Source organism: Pantoea sp. X-Soil-TKNS-1280, assembly GCF_059730475.1.
On record NZ_AP035962.1, the window covers coordinates 3,796,291 to 3,813,040 of the forward strand.

Consider the following 16,750-nt stretch of genomic DNA (forward strand, 5'->3'; position numbering starts at 1 on the left):
TGCCGGAGAAACCGCACGTGATTCGCTTCGCTATTGTGGGAACCAACTGGATTACCCGCCAGTTTATCGACGCCGCACATGAAAGTGGCAAAATGAAACTGAGCGCCGTTTATTCACGCCAGCAGCAGCAGGCTGAAGCCTTCGCTAACGATTATCCCTGCAAGCACATCTTCACCTCGCTTGAGGCGATGGCCGCCAGCGACGCCATCGACGCGGTCTATATCGCCAGCCCAAACGCGCTGCACTGTGAACAGGCACTGCTGTTTATGTCGCACGGCAAGCATGTGATTTGCGAAAAACCGCTGGCCTCCAACCTGCGCGAAGCGGAAGCAATGATCGCCTGCGCGCGTGAAAACCAGGTGGTGCTGTTCGAAGCCTTCAAAACCGCCAGCCTGCCGACCTTTTTGCAGCTGCAAAAATCCCTGCCGCAGATTGGCAAAATGCGCAAAGCGCTGCTGAATTACTGCCAGTATTCCTCCCGCTATCAGCGTTATCTGGCAGGGGGAAACCCCAATACCTTTAACCCGCAGTGGTCCAACGGTTCCATTATGGATATCGGATATTACTGCCTTGCGGCTGCGGTCACCTTATGGGGCGAACCCCAGCAGGTGACCGCCCAGGCTTCACTGCTGGAAAGTGGCGTGGATGCACATGGCGTGGCGGTGTTGGGCTATGGAGATTTCGATGTAACGATTCTGCATTCTAAGGTGAGTGATTCACTGATACCGAGCGAAATTCAGGGCGAGGCTGGCTCACTGGTGATTGAGAAAATCTCCGAGTGCCAGCAGTTGCGCTTTATCCCACGCGGCGGCGAGGGCCAGAATCTGACGCAGATGCAGCACATCAACACTATGCTGTATGAAGCCGAAACCTTTTCCCGGTTGGTGAATGGGGGTCAGGTGGAGCATCCCGGTCTGCAAACGTCGCGTATCACCGCCGCATTGCTGACAGAAATTCGTCGCCAGACCGGTGTCATTTTCCCGGCAGATAATCCGTAGCGGCACGTTTTTATCCGTCCGAACGGAATCTCCGTTAGGTAAATATTTCAAAATATTTCCTGCACCCCATTGCTTCCCGGCGCAGTGGCAAGTATGTTAGCCAACGCAAAGGGGAGTAACTTATAAGCTGATTGATCGTCATTACGATGCATTAAGCATCCGGTCATCAGGCAACCCGGAATCCATTCTGAGTTGTAAGTGAGACCTTGCCGGAAGGCGAGGTTTGCTTATAACAAAAAAGCGGCTGACGTCTTCTGACTTCGGCCTTTTTTATTTTCAGGACAGGATACGTTTATGCAAACTGTAGGCACGCCACTGCTGTGGGGCAGTTTTGCCGTTGTAGTGTTGATCATGCTGGCGATTGATCTCTTGCTCCAGGGACGTCGCGGCGCACAAACCATGTCATTCAAACAGGCGGCAATCTGGTCGCTGATTTGGGTCTCAGTCTCCTTGCTGTTCAGCGCCGCGTTCTGGTGGTATCTCGACGGCAGTGCCGGGCGCGAAGTGGCAACGGCACAAACCCTTGCCTTCCTTACCGGCTACATCCTGGAAAAAGCGCTGGCGGTGGATAACGTCTTCGTCTGGTTGATGCTGTTTAGCTACTTTGCCATTCCGGCCCAGCTGCAACGCCGTGTACTGATCTATGGTGTCTTGGGCGCGATCGTGCTGCGTACTATCATGATTTTCGGCGGCAGCTGGCTGGTCACACAATTCAGCTGGATTCTGTATATCTTCGGTGCCTTCCTGCTGTTCACCGGCCTGAAGATGGCGCTGGCGAAAGAGGACGATGACAACGCGGTGGGCGATAAGCCGCTGGTGCGCTGGCTGCGTAAACACCTGCGCATGACCGAGAGCCTGGAAGGCGAGAAATTCTTCACCCGCAAAAACGGCGTGCTGTTCGCCACCCCGCTGCTGCTGGTGTTGATCATGGTCGAACTGAGCGACGTCATCTTCGCCGTTGACAGTATCCCGGCTATCTTTGCCGTCACCACCGACCCCTTTATCGTTCTGACCTCAAACCTGTTCGCTATCCTTGGTCTGCGTGCCATGTACTTCCTGCTGGCCAACGTGGCGGAGCGCTTCTCGATGCTGAAATACGGCCTGGCCATTGTGCTGGTGTTTATCGGTATCAAGATGCTGATTGTTGAGTTCTACCATATCCCGGTAGCCATCTCGCTGGCGGTGGTTGGGGTGATTCTGGGGGGGACACTGCTGATTAATGCCTGGGTTAACCACAGAAACGACCAGAAGAAGATCTCATCATAATCTGCTACAGGGGCGTTAATCGCCCCTGCTTTATTTTGCGACACAACACTCCATCCAGCCAATATTCTGCAACCACCGATATCATCAGCAGATCAAAAATCCACACTCACCGCAAACCACAGAATTATCTCTTTCTTCACCGAATGTTTTCCTTATACTCCGCCAGCTACACTATCGCCGTGCGGTGATTCCGCGCAGCAAACTTATTACCGACATATAAAAAGATCGTGATATGCAAACAAACATCATTGGACGACTCGGCGCGCTGTTCGCAGGCAGCCTGGTAAAACAAATTATGCTGGGGTTGATTGCCGGTGTGGCACTGGCCTGGTTTTCGCGCGATGCGGCGCTGGCCGTTGGCCTGCTGGGTGAGCTGTTCGTTCGCGCCCTGAAAGCGGTAGCTCCGCTGCTGGTACTGGTACTGGTGATCTCGTCGATTGCCAATCATCAGCAAGGGCAAAAAACCAATATCCGCCCGATTATCATGCTGTATCTGCTGAGCACGTTTTTCGCGGCCATCGTTGCGGTGGTGTTCAGCCACCTGTTCCCACAGATGCTGTCGATGAACGTCGGCAAGACCGAAATCACCCCACCCTCTGGTATTGCCGAGGTGTTACATGGCCTGCTGATGAGCATGGTGTCGAACCCGATTGATGCTCTGATGAACGCCAATTACATCGGCATTCTGGTGTGGGCGCTGGGCCTGGGTCTGGCGTTTCGTCATGCCAGCCCGAGCAGCAAAGCCTTTCTCAACGATGCCTCGAATGCCGCCACCTGGGTGGTACGCTGTGTGATCCGTTGCGCCCCGCTGGGGATTTTTGGCCTGGTAGCGTCGATTCTGGCTTCAACCGGTTTTGATGCGTTGTGGGAATATGCCAGCCTGCTGTCATTGTTGATCGGCTGTATGCTGCTGATGGCGCTGGTGGTTAACCCGCTGCTGGTGTTTAACAAAATCCGCCGTAATCCCTACCCGCTGGTCTTCACCTGCATGCGTGAAAGTGGCGTCACCGCCTTCTTCACCCGCAGTTCGGCAGCCAATATTCCCGTGAATATGGCACTGGCAAAACGTCTGGGTCTCGATGAAGACACCTATTCCGTCTCGATTCCGCTGGGTGCCACGATCAGTATGGCGGGGGCGTCAATCACCATCACCGTGCTGACGCTGGCTGCTGTGCATACGCTGGGGATTTCTGTCGATGTGCCCACCGCGATTTTGCTTAGCCTGGTGGCCTCGCTGTGCGCCTGTGGCGCTTCTGGCGTCGCCGGTGGTTCGTTGCTGCTGATTCCGGTCGCCTGCAATATGTTTGGTATTCCCAATGACCTGGCAATGCAGGTGGTGGCGGTCGGTTTCATTATCGGTGTGCTACAGGATTCTGCCGAAACCGCACTGAACTCCTCAACGGATATTCTGTTTACCGCAGCGGTGTGCCAGGCCGAAGCGGAGCGTTCAGCCAGCACGACAGCATAATTGACACATCCCGTAGCGGCGCGATTTATCGCGCGGGTTTTTAGCCTGCTAACTACGCGCGATAAATCGCGCCGCTACGGTTGATTACTGGCTTATAACGTGACGCCGCTTTTAAAAATCGCTAACTCACGAAAATCATTGGTTTCATTACGGCTGGGTTTACCGTTGGCAATGGCGACAATCATGTCAACAAAATCCGCCAGCATCGCCTCCATGCTCATGCCTTCAATCAGCCGTCCGGCATTAAAATCAATCCAGTGAGGCTTCTTCTCCGCCAGTTGCGTATTGGTGGCAATTTTCACCGTCGGGACAAAGCCGCCATAAGGCGTACCCCGCCCCGTCGTGAACAGCACCATATGACAGCCTGCTCCCGCCAGTGCGCTGGTGGCGACCGCATCATTGCCCGGTGCGCTCAACAGATTCAGACCCGGCGTTTTCAGCCGCTCGCCATATTTCAGGACATCCACCACCTGGCTCTGCCCGGCTTTTTGCGTGCAGCCCAGCGATTTCTCCTCCAGCGTGGTGATGCCTCCGGCTTTATTGCCCGGTGAAGGGTTCTCGTAAATCGGCTGCTGATGATCGATAAAGTAGCGCTTGAAGTCGTTAATCATCGCCACGGTTTTATCAAAGGTGGACTCATCACGGCAGCGGCTCATCAGGATGCGCTCGGCACCAAACATCTCCGGCACTTCGGTCAGCACCGTGGTGCCGCCGTTGGCAATCATCTGATCGGAGAAACGCCCCAGCATCGGGTTGGCGGTGATGCCGGAAAAGCCATCAGATCCGCCACACTCGAGGCCGAATTTAAGTTCGCTCAATTTGCCCGGCTGGCGCTGGTCATGACGCATCACGTTATACAACGCATGCAGCCGCTCCAGCCCCGCTTCGACTTCATCATCCTGCTGCTGACACACCATAAACTGCACACGATCGCTGTCGAAACCGCCCAGCGTGTCGCGGAACACATCAACCTGATTGTTCTCGCAACCGAGGCCAATCACCAGCACCGCCCCTGCGTTGGGGTGTCGTACCATGTTCTGCAACATGGTACGGGTGTTTGCATGATCCTGGCCCAGCTGCGAGCAGCCAAACGGATGGCTGAACAGATGCACGCCGTCGATCCCTGCCGCATCATCCGTCTCTTTCAGGAAACGTTGCAGGATCTGCCGGGCAATACCGTTAACGCAGCCAACCGTCGGCAGGATCCACAGTTCATTGCGGATCCCCACTTCACCATTGGCGCGCCGATATATTTGTACCTCGCGATCCCCGGCCTGCGGCGGTAACGCAATAAAATCAGGCTGGTAATCATATTCATCCAGATCGCTCAGATTGGTCCGGGCGTTCTGTGAATGGATGATTTCACCCGCGGCGATCGGTGTCGTGGCATGGGCGATGGGTAATCCGTATTTGATCACCAGCGCATCGGTTGCCAGCGGTTGCAGGGCAAATTTATGCCCGCGTCCTACCGCCTGCTGCAACTCAACACGCACGTTATTGATTTCAACCTGGGTATGAGCTTCCAAATCGCGCAACGCCACAGCGACGTTATCGCGTGAATGTATTCTTATCGCATCTTGCATAGCGTTATCTCAGTTGTATCAGCGCCGTCCGCATCCCGTGAACGATGATGTTTTGCAGGTGATGGCTTACCGCAGCCACCAATCCTGGCTGCCGGGTTAAATCTTCACCCCAGTGGCTGGCGTCGCTCAGTACCACACGCACCAGCTGCTCCGGAGTTTGCTGATCCGCTTCCAGCGCTGGCCACAGCTCAGCATAGCGTTGCAGCCAGTGGGCATCGTCCTGCAGCGGCCAGCTTTTATCGCCCTGTTTGCCACGATAAAACGCCAGCAGTGCCGCAAAGGCAAAGGTCAGACGTGGAGGCCAGCTGCCCTGATTTTGCTGCGCCAGCAACAGCTGTGGCAGAATCCGGGTGCGGAATTTGGTCATGCCATTCAGCGCAATCGACAGCAGCGCATGGCGAATAAATGGATTGCGGAAGCGACGCTGTACCGCGTCGGCAAAGACATGCAGCTCCGCAGGCGGCAGGTCGAGCGTCGGGATCACTTCCTTACGCAGCAAGTCATCAACGAAGCTGGCGATCTGTGCATCATTCATCGCCTCGCCCACGCTCTCCAGACCCGCCTGAAACGCCACCGGCACCATCGCCGTATGCGCGCCATTGAGGATCGCCACTTTCTGCGCTTTATAAGGCGTGATGTCGTCAACCAGCCGTACTTCCGGTGCCAGCGCCGCCAGCTTCAGCTCCTGCGCCAGCGCATCCGGCCCCTGAATCACGAACTGGTAATACACCTCGCCCGCCACCAGGAAACGATCTTCGTAGCCCAGCTGGGCAGCAATTTGATCTGAGTCGGCCGGAAAACCGGTGACGATGCGATCCACCAGGGTGTTATAAAACGCGCAATGCTGCTGGACCCAACGGGCAAAGGCCTCGGGCAGTTGCCAGTGTTCGGCGTAACGCAGCACCAGCTCGCGCAGCGTATCGCCGTTGTAATCAATCAACTCACAGGGAACGATCAACCAGCCTTTATCGGCGGCACCGGAAAAATGCAGGTAACGCGCCCACAGCAGCTGGGTCAGTTTGCCGGGAAAGGAGGAGGCTGGCGCATCGTCCAGTTGGTCCTGCTCCGCAAACGTGATACCGGCTTCGGTGGTATTCGAAAAGACAAAACGCATCTGCGGATTGCGTGCCAGTGCGAGGAAATCGTCAAACTGCTGATAAGGCTGAATTTCACGGTTCAGGCTGCGAATCAGGCGGGTTTCGCTAACCTGCTCACCCGCCGTATTCAACCCGCGAATCAGCGTGGTATACAGTCCATCCTGCTGATTCAGTGAATCCTGCACTTCCCTGTTGCGCGGCCGCACCACCACCACACCCGCATCGGTGCCCTGATGTTCATTCAGCCAGTCAAGCTGCCAGTCGATAAAGGCACGCAGGAAATTACCTTCCCCGAACTGAATGACGCGATCGGTATAATGAGCGCCGGGAAAATCGTGACGGTTAAGCCGCTGCATCATCAGGCTCCTAACTCTATGCCGAAATAGTCACGCGCATTGTTGAAGCAGATGTTTTGTACCATCTGTCCCAGCAGCGCTTCGTCCGCCGGTGCTTCACCGCGTTCTACCCAGTTGCCAATCATCTGGCACAGCAGACGGCGGAAATATTCGTGGCGGGTGTAAGACAGGAAGCTGCGGCTGTCAGTCAGCATGCCAACAAAACGGCTGAGCAGGCCAATCTGGGCCAGTTGCGTCATCTGACGTTGCATACCATCCAGCTGATCGTTAAACCACCACGCGGAACCAAACTGCATCTTGCCCGGCTCGCCTTCACCCTGGAAATTCCCGGCCATCGTCGCCAGCACTTCGTTATCGCGCGGGTTCAGACCATAAAGGATGGTTTTCGGCAACGCATTCTGACGGTTTTGTGCATCCAGCAGACGTGCCAGTGGGATCGCCAGCGGCGCATCGTTGATGGAGTCAAAACCGGTGTCCGGACCCAGCAGTTTGAAGTGATGGTGGTTGGCGTTACGTAACGCACCAATGTGGTACTGCTGCGCCCAGCCGCGACGGGCATATTCGCTGCCCAGCCACACCAGCACCGCCGTTCTGAACTGCGCCGTTTCCTCTGCCGACGGTACACTCCCCTGTAAACGACGCGCCAGAATGCCATCGAGGGTGGCTTCATCCGCTTCGGCATAGACCACCACATCCAGCGCGTGATCAGAAACCTTGCAACCGTGGGCGGCAAAGTGGTCGAGACGTTTGCTTAAGGCGCGACGCAGATCGTCGAAGCGCTGCACGCTGACATCCGCCACCTGTTCCAGACGCTGGACCCACGGCAGGAACGTCTCCAGCTCGATATTAAAGGCTTTGTCCGGACGCCAGCTCGGCAGCACTTTGACGTTAAAACTAGTGTCCTGCGCCAGCGCGTGATGATGACGCAGGTCGTCAAGCGGATCGTCAGTGGTGCCGACCATTTTGACCTTCATCTGTTGCATGATGCCGCGGGCACTGAACGCATCCTGTGCCAGCAATGCGTTGCAGCTATCCCAGATGCGGTCTGCCGTCTGCTCAGACAGCAGAACATCGGTGATGCCAAACGGACGACGCAGTTCGAGGTGCGTCCAGTGATAGAGCGGATTACCAATGGTGTGCGGCACGGTGCGCGCCCAGGCGTTAAATTTTTCACGGTCACTGGCATTACCGGTGCACAGGGCTTCCGGCACACCATTAGCACGCATCGCTCGCCACTTATAGTGATCGCCTTTTAACCAGATGTCATAGAGGTTGGTAAAGCGGTAGTTTTCGGCAATCTGCTGTGGTGGCAGATGGCAGTGATAATCAAAAATCGGCTGGTCTTTGGCGTAGTCATGATAAAGACGACGCGCAAACTCGCTTTCCAGTAAAAAATCCTCACTCATAAAACGCGGCATACCTGCTTCCTCATTTTTGTAGCCTGTCGGCTAATGACACAAAGTTATCATACCAATTTTATTAAACGGCAAAATTCTTTGCGATACACCTCACATTAATGACAGCTTTTCAGTGTGGATATGGACAAAAAAGCCGCACCAATGCCGCTAAATGGCTGTTATTACGTTGCATAACAGTATCACACACAGCTTTAAGGGTTTTTGTGATAGCTCTCAACTTTTAAAGTTGTATAACAAGTTAATCTCCGCTCCATCAATGCCAGACCGATGGCACAGGCAAGGAAATAAGGCGGCAGTTTGTGCGCCTGCGGGCGTGAAGAGAGCTGTATCACGTGCAGTCCCGCTCCAGATAACTACAGCGGCAAAGCCGCAACGACAAACTGGAAGAGGTTAATGATGCGTAAGATCAAAGGGCTACGCTGGTACATGATTGGGCTGGTGACAATGGGCACCGTGCTCGGTTACCTGACGCGTAACACCATTGCTGTAGCAGCACCCACGCTGGCCACTCAGCTGCACATCACCACTCAGCAATACTCATATATCGTCGCCGCTTACTCCGCCTGCTATACGGTGATGCAACCGGTGGCCGGTTATGTGCTGGATATGCTGGGAACCAAAGTGGGCTATGCAGTGTTTGCCATACTCTGGGCAATTTTCTGTGCCGCTACCGCATTGGCGGGCAGCTGGGGCGGTTTTGCCCTGGCGCGCGGTGCGGTCGGTGCTGCCGAAGCCGCTATGATCCCGGCAGGATTAAAAGCCAGCAGCGAGTGGTTCCCGGCTAAGGAACGCTCTGTGGCGGTGGGCTATTTCAACGTCGGATCATCGATTGGTGCCATGCTGGCACCGCCGCTGGTGGTGTGGGCCATCGTGGCGCACAGCTGGGAGATGGCGTTTATCATCACCGGTGTACTGAGTATGATCTGGGCATTGTGCTGGCTGGTGTTTTATAAACATCCGAAGCAACAGCACAAACTGAGTGAAGAAGAACGCCACTACATTATTGCCGGCCAGGAAGTGCAGCATCAAACCGGTAATAACAGCAAAATGTCGGTGGGTCAGATTCTGCGTAATCGTCAGTTCTGGGGCATCGCGCTGCCACGTTTTCTCGCCGAACCGGCCTGGGGTACCTTCAATGCCTGGATTCCGCTGTTTATGTTTAAGGTGTATGGCTTCAATCTGAAGGAGATTGCGCTATTTGCCTGGATGCCGATGCTGTTTGCCGATTTTGGCTGCATTATCGGCGGTTATCTGCCGCCGCTGTTTCAGCGCGTGTTCGGCGTCAACCTGATCGTTTCACGTAAGCTGGTGGTGACCATGGGTGCAGTGCTGATGATCGGCCCCGGCACCATCGGCCTGTTTACCAGCCCGTATGTGGCGATTGGTTTGCTGTGTATCGGCGGCTTTGCCCATCAGGCACTGTCTGGTGCGTTGATCACCCTGTCATCCGACGTCTTTGGCCGTAATGAAGTCGCAACCGCCAACGGTTTGACGGGTATGGCAGCATGGACTGCCAGTACCTTGTTCGCTCTGGTCGTTGGTGCGCTGGCCGATACGCTGGGCTTCAGCCCGCTGTTCGCCGCTCTGGCGGTATTTGACCTGATCGGCGCAGTGGTGATCTGGACCGTATTGAAAAATAAACCGGTTTCCGAGCTGGAAAGCACTGTTCCGGCGCAAGCGGCAGCCGCTCGCAGTTAATCTCCCCGGGCTGGTGTGAGCCAGCCCATTTCTTCCGTCCGGCTGAAGTGGTATAACAACTCAACTTTTGTCGCAATACGGAACCGTGCCATGGACCTGACCGAATCCCGTCGCCTTTATCAGCAACTGGCCAGCGAGCTGAAACGCCGCATCGAAGCCGGTGAATACCCGGTGGGTGAAAAACTGCCAGCCGAGCGCTTGATCGCCGAAGAGATGCAGGTGAGTCGCACCGTGGTGCGTGAAGCCATCATCATGCTGGAAGTGGAAGGCTACGTGGAAGTGCGTAAGGGTTCCGGCATTCATGTCATTGCCAGCCAGCAGCAGAACCGCATTGTCACTTCCAGCCAGCTGGAATTTGCCAGTTTTGGCCCGTTTGAACTGCTCCAGGCCCGCCAGCTGATTGAAAGTAATGTGGCAGAATTTGCCGCCACCCAGGTGACACGCCAGGACATCATCGCACTGATGGCAATTCAGGAAAAAGCACGTCAGGAAGACCATTTCCGCGATTCCGAATGGGACATGCAGTTCCATGTCCGCATCGCCCAATCCACGCAAAACAGCGCCTTAGCCGCGATCGTCGAGAAAATGTGGCTGCATCGCCTGCATAACCCCTACTGGCTGAAGCTGCATGAGCATATTGATCAGCGCAACATCCTCAGCTGGTGCGACGATCACGACCAGATCCTGAAAGCACTAATCCGCAAAGATCCCGCCGCCAGTAAGCTGGCTATGTGGCAACATCTGGAAAATACTAAGCAGATGCTGTTCAACGCTACCGCAGACGATTTTGAGTTTAATGTTGACCGTTACATGTTTGCTGAAAATCCAGTCATCCTGCCGGAAGGTACTGACAATTCCCGTTGATTCTGCTGGATTTCCAGGCGGTTAAGTCAGTTAATCTGCAATAGTGTCAGCTCATGTAAAGCTCCTTTTGACCAGCTGCGTCAAAAGGTAAAACTCCTGTGCAATGGGTACTTTCTACTGTCTCAGATTTATGATTTTTGTTACAGTTATCGCCCTTTTCTTACCCTTTGCGACAGGGCATTAAAAAGTTGCTGATTTAACAATCAATTCTGGAAGGATCCGGAAAATCCGGCTCAGCTGTGCTCCTAAAACGCATAACCAAATCGCCAGCTTGTGCTCCAGCCCGATGGGCACGTTTAACAATGATGTTCAGGACCGATTGATGGATATTTTGCAGGCATTACTGCATGCCTTATGGCAGCAGGATTATGAAACCCTCTCCGACCCGACGCTGGTGTGGGCCATTTATGGCGTGCTGTTCATGATTTTATTCCTTGAGAATGGCCTGCTTCCCGCTGCTTTTCTGCCTGGTGACAGTCTGCTGATTCTGGTTGGCGTACTGATATCGAAAGGCACCATGAGCTTCCCCCTTACCCTGCTGGTGTTGACCACCGGCGCCAGCCTCGGCTGCTGGGTCAGCTATATTCAGGGGCGCTGGCTCGGCAATACGCCCACGGTACAAAAATGGCTCTCACATCTGCCCGCGCAATATCATCAGCGCGCGCACAGCCTGTTCCACCGTCATGGGCTTTCCGCACTGCTGATTGGCCGCTTTATTGCGTTTGTGCGTACCCTGCTGCCCACCATCGCCGGGTTATCCGGTCTCAGCAATGCACGTTTTCAGTTCTTCAACTGGGTGAGTGGTCTGCTGTGGGTGCTGATTCTGACGGTGCTGGGATTTGCGCTCGGCAAAACGCCAATTTTCCGTCGTTACGAAGATGAACTGATGTTCTGCCTGATGATGCTGCCGCTGGTACTGCTGGTGATCGGTCTGGTGGGTTCACTGGTGGTACTGTGGCGTAAACGTCAGTCTGATCAAAACGGGAAATCACAGTAATGAAAAATCTGATTCCCAAACGCCTGCTGCCGTGGCTGCTGGGTGGTGCACTGGCACTGCTGGCGTTAACCCTTGCTCCGGCATTACTCAACCATGAAACCGTGGTAAAAATCCGCGTCGCCCATAACGGCACGGCGCTGCCAGATGGCTTCTATCTCTATCAGCAACTTTCTGCCCAGGGCGTACGCATCAAAAGCATTACGCCCTCTGGCGATGCGCTGGTGATTCACTTCGAAAACGAAGAACAGAGTCTGGCGGCACAAAAAGTGTTACGTCGTTTGTTGCCACAAGGCTTTGTCGTGGCTGCGGGGCACCAGGCCTCACAGCAGAATCAGGACGCCAACCGTCCGACTTATAGCTAAGCAATGTCGCCTGTTTACACCTCAGGCGCCTCCTTCACCCTCGCTATCCCCGCGTCTTCTTTGAATTTTTTCATCTGCTGTCTATTCTTAAAGGTAGCGTGAGCACAAGACAAGCTGGGATGCCTCTCCTGCCCGGTTTGCGGCAGGTCATTCACAATGGAAGGGATTTACCTGATGAAACGTCAATTACTCCTGGGTGCTGTTCTCTTCTCCCTCTCCGGCTCACTGTTGGCAGCAGAGTCACTGTGTCAGCAAAAGGAGCAGGATATTCAGCACGAAATCGGTATGGCAAAGCAACATGATAACCAGCGCCGCGTGAACGGGCTGGAGCGTGCACTGACCGAAGTCCGCGCCAGCTGCACCGATGAGAAACTGAAGGCAGCGCATCATGAACGTATTGAAGCGCAAAAGCATGATGTGGCGGAACGAGAGCACGAGCTGACAGAAGAACGCCAGAAAGGTAATGACAAAGAGAAAATTGCAAAACGCGAGCGCAAGCTGGAAGAGGCACAGCACGAGCTAAAACAGCTCGAAGCTGAGCGCTACTAATCGGATATAACTTTATGATGTAAATGGAGATTATTATGGCTAAAGAAACAACATCAGAACATTTACGTGCAGAACTGAAAAACCTGGCAGATACGCTGGAAGAGGTTCTGAGCAACACCGGTGAAAAATCGAAAACTGAGCTGGATAAACTGCGTCAGAAAGCGCGCGAAGCGCTGGATAACTCGCGTGAACGCCTGGGTGAATCGGGTGAGCGCCTGGCGCAATCAACCCGTGAGGCGGCACATAAAGCGGATGATTACGTGCGCGAAAATCCGTGGCACGGCGTGGGTATCGGTGCAGCGGTGGGCGTGATCATCGGCATTCTGATTTCACGGCGTTAATGATGAGTGACAGTCAGCAAAGCCACGGCCCAGGCAAAGGGGTCATCAACATTGGCCAGCGTATTGTCACCACGCTGGTCAGCATCGTTGAGACACGTATCCGGCTTGCAGTGGTGGAACTGGAAGAGGAAAAAGCCAACCTGATTCAGATGCTGATGATGGTGGGTTTGACCATGCTGTTTACCGCCTTCGGCTTAATGAGCCTGATGGTGCTGATCATCTGGGCGGTAGATGCGCAATATCGGCTGATGGCGATTGCCATTACCACTGCTGTGCTGTTCCTGCTGGCGCTGATTTTTGGTCTCTGGACGCTACGTAAATCACGCCAGTCCACGCTGCTGCGCCATACGCGTAAAGAGCTGGAAACCGATCGCCAACTGCTGGAGGAGCATCGCTCATGAGCCGCCGCGAGCGCGAAGCACGTATTCACGCCTTGCTTAACCAGGTGCAGCAGCAGCGCCTGGATCTGAGCGCTGCGCGTCGTGACTGGCTGGAAGGTACTGCGCACTATGATCGTGGCTGGCTCACTTTCCTCAGCCTGCGACGTTATCTGGCGATTGGCAGCAGCGCACTGGCGATTTGGTCGATCCGCAGCCCTAATCGCCTGTTGCGTTGGGCAAAACGCGGATTTGGCCTGTGGAGCACCTGGCGGATGATCAAATCCGCCCTGCCGCCACGCTAAATTAACCTCTTCCCTCAACGGACCTTTTTTCAGGTCCGCTTCTTCCTTTTTCAGAATTCCTGAATAACATCGACAGTTTATCTCGCTTACAACCTTTCCAGACCGCGATTATCATCTTCAGCCATCAGCCCAATGAATTGCCACACGCTATTCGGCGGGAATAAGTCCCTGCAGGCCAACAACCTGCAACAAAATCCTTGTTGGAGTAGATGATGAAAAAATTCGAAGATTCAGGCCTGTTGCTGGCACGCGTTCTTATGACCATTCTGTTTATCACCGCAGGCTGGGGTAAACTCACCGGTTACGCGGGCACCGCACAGTACATGCAATCTATGGGCGTGCCGGGCTTCCTGCTGCCGCTGGTCATTCTGCTCGAACTGGGTGGTGGTCTGGCAATTCTGTTTGGTTTCCTGACCCGCTTCACCGCGTTGTTTACTGCGGGTTTCACCATCCTGACGGCGTTCCTGTTCCACAGCAACTTCGCAGAAGGTGTTAACCAGCTGATGTTTATGAAAAACCTGTCAATCGCAGGTGGCTTCCTGGTGCTGGGTCTGGTGGGTCCAGGTGCTTACAGCATCGACCGCGTGATTCGTCAGCGTTTGCAGCCGGCGACTGCACGCTAAGCACGCAAGCTGAACGCAGCATATACTGAAAAGGGGCGAGGATATTCCTCGCCCCATTTTTTTATGGAGGGCTTATGGGACAACTGATTGACGGTGTCTGGCATGACACCTGGTATGATACGAAGTCAACCGGTGGCCGCTTCAAACGCACAGAAGCGGTATGGCGCAACTGGGTCACCGCCGATGGCAGCGCAGGCCCTACCGGCAACGCCGGTTTTGCCGCCGAACGTGATCGCTATCATTTATATGTTTCACTCGCCTGCCCGTGGGCGCATCGCACCCTGCTGATGCGTAAACTCAAGGGGCTGGAAGAGATGATTTCCGTGTCGGTAGTGCATCCGCTGATGCTGGAAAACGGCTGGACCTTTGACGACGATTTCCCCGACGCCACGGGTGATTCGCTGTACCAGAACGAATATCTGTATCAACTCTATCTGCATGCCGATCCGCACTACAGTGGACGCGTCACCGTACCGGTGCTGTGGGATAAGCATCAGCACACCATTGTGAGCAACGAATCCGCCGATATCATCCGCATGCTGAATAGCGCCTTTGATGCGCAGGGTGCGCGGGCCGGGGATTACTATCCAGCAGCATTGCGGCCACAAATTGATGAGCTGAACGGCTGGATTTACGACACGGTAAACAATGGCGTGTATAAATCCGGTTTCGCCACCTCACAGGCGGCTTACGATGAGTCGGTCACTGCGCTGTTTCATTCCCTGGCGCGCCTGGAGCAGATTCTTGGTCAGCATCGCTATCTCACCGGCAACCAGTTAACCGAGGCTGACCTGCGACTGTGGACCACGCTGGTGCGTTTTGACCCGGTCTATGTGACCCACTTTAAATGCGACCGTCATCGTATTAGTGATTACCGCAACCTCAACGGCTTTCTGCGTGATATTTACCAGATGCCAGGCATTGCTGAGACGGTGAACCTGCCGCATATTCGCCATCATTATTATTGCAGCCATAAAACCATTAACCCGAGTGGCGTGATTTCACTGGGACCGGCGTTTGACTGGAACGAACCGCACGGCCGGGGCTAACGGCAAAGCTTAAAACCCAAAAAGCAAAACGCCCACAGGTTTTCACCTGTGGGCGTCTTTTTTGAAGAGTCGAAACTGACCGATAAGCCGGGTTCTGTCTTGGACAGTCATTCATCTAGGCCAGCAATCGCTCACTGGCTCAAGCAGCCTACCCGGGTTCAGTACGGGCCGTACCTTGTGAACCCCTATTTGGCCTTGCTCCGGGTGGAGTTTACCGTGCCACGAACTGTTGCCAGCCGCGCGGTGCGCTCTTACCGCACCCTTTCACCCTTACCTGATCCCATTACTGGGCCATCGGCGGTTTGCTCTCTGTTGCACTGGTCGTAGGCTTGCGCCCCCCAGGCGTTACCTGGCACCCTGCCCTATGGAGCCCGGACTTTCCTCCCCTCTGCCCGTCTCCCTCCGAAGAAGGACGACGACAAAGCGGCGACTGTCTGGTCAGCTTCGGCGCGGGATAATAGGCGATCCGACGTCGTTTGTCACGCCTCTTGCTGATCGAGTGCGTAGCGATACAGTGCATTCTTCTTCACACCGTGGATTTCCGCCGTCAACGCAGCCGCTTTCTTCAATGGCAGCTCCTGCTGCAGCAGCGCCAGGGTACGCAGCGCTTCGGCAGGTAATGCCTCTTCATCCGCCTTATGCCCTTCAACCACCAGCACCATCTCACCTTTACGGCGGTTTTCATCTTCCAGCACCCACGCCAGCAGCTCAGCCACCGGTGCGCCGTGCAGCGATTCCCAGGTTTTGGTGATTTCACGCGCCAGCACCACATAACGTTCCGGCCCCAGCTCGCTCACCATATCCTGTAAGCTATCGATCAAGCGGTGGGTAGATTCGTAGAAAATCAGCGTGCGCGGCTCCTGGGCCAACGCCCGCAGTGCATCGCAGCGTGCCTTGGTTTTGGCGGGCAGAAACCCTTCGTAACAGAAACGATCGGACGGTAATCCCGCTGCGCTTAATGCTGTAATCGCCGCGCAGGCACCCGGCAACGGCACTACGCGGACCCCAGCTTCACGACAGCGACGCACCAGATGGTAGCCAGGATCGTTAATTAATGGCGTGCCCGCATCGGAAACCAGCGCAATGCTCTGGCCTTCCTGCAATTTAGCCAGCAGCACCTCAGCTTTCTGCTGCTCGTTGTGGTCGTGAAGTGCGAAGAGTCGCGCATTGATGGCGAAATGTTGTAGCAACAGCCCGGTATGACGTGTATCTTCCGCAGCGACCAGATCGACGCTCGCAAGCACCGTTAACGCTCGCTGCGTAATATCACCCAGGTTACCGATCGGGGTAGGAACGATATAGAGCGTGCTGGCAGAAATGTCTGCCCGATCGAGTTGTTTCATTGTTTCATCCGAATTGCCGATTTAATATTGAGCATCTTGAAAAAAACATCACTGGA

General features: G+C 54.8%; 17 protein-coding genes and 1 other RNA gene. 13 read left to right on the forward strand and 5 right to left on the reverse strand.

What is annotated here, in order from left to right:
* Positions 1–17: 17 nt before the first annotated feature.
* The 3 genes from AC6I8X_RS17590 (at position 18) to sstT (ending at position 3,732) form a co-directional block, all read left to right on the forward strand.
* Positions 18–998 (forward strand): Gfo/Idh/MocA family protein, encoded by a 981-nt coding sequence (locus AC6I8X_RS17590; RefSeq protein ID WP_313683235.1) that lies wholly within the window; start codon positions 18–20, stop codon positions 996–998.
* 294 nt (positions 999–1,292) lie between these two features.
* A complete protein-coding gene (locus AC6I8X_RS17595) occupies positions 1,293–2,264 on the forward strand; it encodes a TerC family protein (RefSeq protein WP_497840230.1) in 972 nt (323 codons plus the stop codon).
* 232 nt (positions 2,265–2,496) lie between these two features.
* Positions 2,497–3,732, forward strand: coding sequence for a serine/threonine transporter SstT (gene sstT, locus AC6I8X_RS17600; RefSeq protein ID WP_497840231.1), 1,236 nt, complete (start codon positions 2,497–2,499; stop codon positions 3,730–3,732).
* Between the two features lie 92 nt (positions 3,733–3,824).
* Here sstT and AC6I8X_RS17605 read toward each other — a convergent pair whose 3' ends face one another.
* The 3 genes from AC6I8X_RS17605 to uxaC are packed head-to-tail and all read right to left on the reverse strand — an operon-like array spanning position 3,825 to position 8,186.
* On the reverse strand, positions 3,825–5,315 hold the full coding sequence (locus AC6I8X_RS17605; RefSeq protein WP_313683210.1) for a UxaA family hydrolase: 1,491 nt from the start codon (positions 5,313–5,315) through the stop codon (positions 3,825–3,827).
* Positions 5,316–5,319: 4 nt separating this feature from the next.
* Positions 5,320–6,768 (reverse strand): tagaturonate reductase, encoded by a 1,449-nt coding sequence (locus AC6I8X_RS17610; RefSeq protein ID WP_497841052.1) that lies wholly within the window; start codon positions 6,766–6,768, stop codon positions 5,320–5,322.
* A 2-nt stretch (positions 6,769–6,770) separates the two neighbouring features.
* Complete coding sequence (gene uxaC, locus AC6I8X_RS17615; RefSeq protein WP_313683209.1) at positions 6,771–8,186, reverse strand: glucuronate isomerase; 1,416 nt, start codon at positions 8,184–8,186, stop codon at positions 6,771–6,773.
* Positions 8,187–8,582: 396 nt separating this feature from the next.
* Between uxaC and AC6I8X_RS17620 the strand changes: the two genes are divergently transcribed.
* From AC6I8X_RS17620 to AC6I8X_RS17665, 10 genes are all read left to right on the forward strand, one after another.
* Positions 8,583–9,884, forward strand: a complete 1,302-nt coding sequence (locus AC6I8X_RS17620) for an MFS transporter (RefSeq protein ID WP_313683233.1) — start codon at positions 8,583–8,585, stop codon at positions 9,882–9,884.
* 90 nt (positions 9,885–9,974) lie between these two features.
* Positions 9,975–10,748 (forward strand): transcriptional regulator ExuR, encoded by a 774-nt coding sequence (gene exuR, locus AC6I8X_RS17625; RefSeq protein WP_208716562.1) that lies wholly within the window; start codon positions 9,975–9,977, stop codon positions 10,746–10,748.
* 322 nt (positions 10,749–11,070) lie between these two features.
* On the forward strand, positions 11,071–11,745 hold the full coding sequence (locus tag AC6I8X_RS17630) for a DedA family protein (protein ID WP_299458908.1): 675 nt from the start codon (positions 11,071–11,073) through the stop codon (positions 11,743–11,745).
* Complete coding sequence (mzrA, locus tag AC6I8X_RS17635) at positions 11,745–12,107, forward strand: EnvZ/OmpR regulon moderator MzrA (protein ID WP_299458906.1); 363 nt, start codon at positions 11,745–11,747, stop codon at positions 12,105–12,107. The genes AC6I8X_RS17630 and mzrA overlap by 1 nt, the downstream gene beginning before the upstream one ends.
* 174 nt (positions 12,108–12,281) lie before the next feature.
* The gene (locus AC6I8X_RS17640) at positions 12,282–12,656 is read left to right on the forward strand and encodes a DUF1090 domain-containing protein (RefSeq protein ID WP_313683207.1); all 375 of its coding nucleotides are present in this window, start codon (positions 12,282–12,284) and stop codon (positions 12,654–12,656) included.
* Positions 12,657–12,691: 35 nt separating this feature from the next.
* Positions 12,692–12,997, forward strand: a complete 306-nt coding sequence (locus tag AC6I8X_RS17645) for an ElaB/YgaM/YqjD family protein (protein ID WP_299458902.1) — start codon at positions 12,692–12,694, stop codon at positions 12,995–12,997.
* Positions 12,998–12,999: 2 nt separating this feature from the next.
* Complete coding sequence (locus AC6I8X_RS17650; protein WP_208617298.1) at positions 13,000–13,398, forward strand: phage holin family protein; 399 nt, start codon at positions 13,000–13,002, stop codon at positions 13,396–13,398.
* On the forward strand, positions 13,395–13,679 hold the full coding sequence (locus tag AC6I8X_RS17655; protein WP_084877023.1) for a YqjK-like family protein: 285 nt from the start codon (positions 13,395–13,397) through the stop codon (positions 13,677–13,679). The genes AC6I8X_RS17650 and AC6I8X_RS17655 overlap by 4 nt, the downstream gene beginning before the upstream one ends.
* A gap of 212 nt (positions 13,680–13,891) precedes the next feature.
* Positions 13,892–14,302 (forward strand): DoxX family protein, encoded by a 411-nt coding sequence (locus AC6I8X_RS17660; RefSeq protein ID WP_299460444.1) that lies wholly within the window; start codon positions 13,892–13,894, stop codon positions 14,300–14,302.
* A 74-nt stretch (positions 14,303–14,376) separates the two neighbouring features.
* Entirely contained in the window at positions 14,377–15,351 is a 975-nt protein-coding gene (locus AC6I8X_RS17665) for a glutathione S-transferase family protein (RefSeq protein ID WP_299458897.1), read from the forward strand.
* A 67-nt stretch (positions 15,352–15,418) separates the two neighbouring features.
* Here the strand turns inward: AC6I8X_RS17665 and rnpB are convergent.
* An RNA gene (rnpB, locus tag AC6I8X_RS17670) (RNase P RNA component class A) lies at positions 15,419–15,797 on the reverse strand.
* Positions 15,798–15,830: 33 nt separating this feature from the next.
* Positions 15,831–16,694 carry a 16S rRNA (cytidine(1402)-2'-O)-methyltransferase gene (rsmI, locus tag AC6I8X_RS17675; protein ID WP_084877029.1) on the reverse strand — a complete coding sequence of 288 codons (864 nt, stop codon included), beginning with the start codon at positions 16,692–16,694 and terminating at the stop codon, positions 15,831–15,833.
* Positions 16,695–16,750: the final 56 nt, after the last annotated feature.

Excerpts from the sequence above, each read along its gene's own strand:
- AC6I8X_RS17655 (WP_084877023.1), top strand. The coding sequence starts at position 13,395 with ATGAGCCGCCGCGAGCGCGAAGCACGTATTCACGCCTTGCTTAACCAG.
- AC6I8X_RS17620 (WP_313683233.1), top strand. The coding sequence starts at position 8,583 with ATGCGTAAGATCAAAGGGCTACGCTGGTACATGATTGGGCTGGTGACA.
- AC6I8X_RS17650 (WP_208617298.1), top strand. The coding sequence starts at position 13,000 with ATGAGTGACAGTCAGCAAAGCCACGGCCCAGGCAAAGGGGTCATCAAC.
- AC6I8X_RS17605 (WP_313683210.1), bottom strand. The coding sequence starts at position 5,315 with ATGCAAGATGCGATAAGAATACATTCACGCGATAACGTCGCTGTGGCG.
- AC6I8X_RS17660 (WP_299460444.1), top strand. The coding sequence starts at position 13,892 with ATGAAAAAATTCGAAGATTCAGGCCTGTTGCTGGCACGCGTTCTTATG.
- AC6I8X_RS17630 (WP_299458908.1), top strand. The coding sequence starts at position 11,071 with ATGGATATTTTGCAGGCATTACTGCATGCCTTATGGCAGCAGGATTAT.
- rsmI (WP_084877029.1), bottom strand. The coding sequence starts at position 16,694 with ATGAAACAACTCGATCGGGCAGACATTTCTGCCAGCACGCTCTATATC.
- AC6I8X_RS17640 (WP_313683207.1), top strand. The coding sequence starts at position 12,282 with ATGAAACGTCAATTACTCCTGGGTGCTGTTCTCTTCTCCCTCTCCGGC.
- AC6I8X_RS17610 (WP_497841052.1), bottom strand. The coding sequence starts at position 6,768 with ATGCAGCGGCTTAACCGTCACGATTTTCCCGGCGCTCATTATACCGAT.
- AC6I8X_RS17665 (WP_299458897.1), top strand. The coding sequence starts at position 14,377 with ATGGGACAACTGATTGACGGTGTCTGGCATGACACCTGGTATGATACG.
- uxaC (WP_313683209.1), bottom strand. The coding sequence starts at position 8,186 with ATGCCGCGTTTTATGAGTGAGGATTTTTTACTGGAAAGCGAGTTTGCG.
- AC6I8X_RS17595 (WP_497840230.1), top strand. The coding sequence starts at position 1,293 with ATGCAAACTGTAGGCACGCCACTGCTGTGGGGCAGTTTTGCCGTTGTA.
- exuR (WP_208716562.1), top strand. The coding sequence starts at position 9,975 with ATGGACCTGACCGAATCCCGTCGCCTTTATCAGCAACTGGCCAGCGAG.
- AC6I8X_RS17645 (WP_299458902.1), top strand. The coding sequence starts at position 12,692 with ATGGCTAAAGAAACAACATCAGAACATTTACGTGCAGAACTGAAAAAC.
- sstT (WP_497840231.1), top strand. The coding sequence starts at position 2,497 with ATGCAAACAAACATCATTGGACGACTCGGCGCGCTGTTCGCAGGCAGC.
- mzrA (WP_299458906.1), top strand. The coding sequence starts at position 11,745 with ATGAAAAATCTGATTCCCAAACGCCTGCTGCCGTGGCTGCTGGGTGGT.